This is a genomic window from Glutamicibacter sp. V16R2B1, from assembly GCF_005774635.1.
GTDB lineage: Bacteria > Actinomycetota > Actinomycetes > Actinomycetales > Micrococcaceae > Glutamicibacter > Glutamicibacter creatinolyticus.
Window position 1 is genome coordinate 1 of sequence record NZ_VATX01000027.1, and the last position, 1,408, is coordinate 1,408.

1 protein-coding gene and 2 rRNA genes are annotated in these 1,408 nt (G+C 58.7%); 2 read left to right on the plus strand and 1 reads right to left on the minus strand.

What is annotated here, in order from left to right:
• A 23S ribosomal RNA gene (locus tag FDN03_RS15145) occupies positions 1 to 130 on the plus strand; the annotation flags it as partial.
• A 192-nt stretch (positions 131 to 322) separates the two neighbouring features.
• A 5S ribosomal RNA gene (gene rrf, locus FDN03_RS15150) occupies positions 323 to 439 on the plus strand.
• A gap of 138 nt (positions 440 to 577) precedes the next feature.
• Here rrf and FDN03_RS16470 read toward each other — a convergent pair.
• Positions 578 to 1,408: hypothetical protein (locus tag FDN03_RS16470; RefSeq protein ID WP_212743920.1), on the minus strand; the 831-nt coding region annotated here is incomplete at its 5' end.

Here is a 1,408-nt window from a genome sequence, read left to right on the forward strand (position 1 = left end):
GAGATGAGATTTCCATGCACTTTGTGTGAGAGGCCCCCAGCTAGACCACTGGGTTGATAGGCAGGATGTGGAAGCAAGGACTAAAGACTTGTGTAGCTGACCTGTACTAATAGGCCGATGACTTATCAACACACAACAAAACCACCCCCCCCTTGTGTGGGGTGTTCGGCAAAGAGTGTTGCTCGCGTTCACTATACGGTTACGAAACAACAACCACACCACCCAAACCCCCGCTTCTTGTTGGTGGGGTGTGGGGGTTGGCAGGTGTTGTTCATGGATGGTTTTGCAGCCGGCACCAGGTGTGTGGTTGTTTCACTGCTGTTACGGCGGTCATAGCGTGGGGGAAACGCCCGGTCCCATACCGAACCCGGAAGCTAAGGCCCACTGCGCCGATGGTACTGCACTCGTGAGGGTGTGGGAGAGTAGGACACCGCCGGACTTAACTTGATGAAGGGTTTGAGGCTCCAACCAGTGATGGTTGGAGCCTCACCTGTTTAAGCCGTGGGGCTTTAGCCGGCCTCCACACCTACGACTGCACGATACGCATCCTGAGTGTCTGGCCACATTTCCCCCGCTTTCAAGCCACGGGCTTTTCACGTCGCCTAGACTTGAATGAGCGCGACGCGTGCAGCGTCGCAAAGATACTAAATAGTGAAGTGACTCGACGTGCGAGCACGAAGGTTGCGGTGTTGGAATAGGGCCGCTGAGAGGAAAACTTTTCATGTCTAACGAATCCCATCGCAACTCGGGTAACGACCGAGGAAATTCCCGAAACAATCATTCGGGACGAAACCAAGAGCATCGCGGCGGCTTCCGCCGTGATGGCGACCAGCGCAAGGACACCCGTCGAGGCGAAGACCGCCGTGACGGTTTCCGGCGAGACGATAGTGATCGCGGTGGCTACCGCGGCCAGCGAGACTCTAATCGCGGAGACTTCCGCCGTAACGATGACAACCGCAGTGGTTACCGCGGCGATCGTGACCGCAACCGCGGGGATTTCCGCCGTAACGATGACAACCGCAGTGGTTACCGCGGCGATCGTGACCGCAACCGCGGGGATTTCCGCCGCAATGATGACAACCGTGGTGGCTTCCGTGGGGACCGTGAGCGTTCTGATTTCCGTCGCGATGGCGATAAGCGCGATAATTTCCGCCGCAATGACGACAACCGTGGTGGTTACCGCGGCAACGACGACAACCGCGGCGGTTACCGCGGCAACGACGACAACCGCGGCGGTTACCGCGGGGACCGTGACCGCAACCGCGGGGACTTCCGCCGTACCGACGAGAACCGTGGCGGTTTCGGCGGGGAGCGCGATCGTAATCGTGGAGGGTTCCGGCGTAATGATGAAAACCGCGGTGGTTACCGCGGGGATCGTGGCCGTACTGACTTCCGCCGCAATGATGAC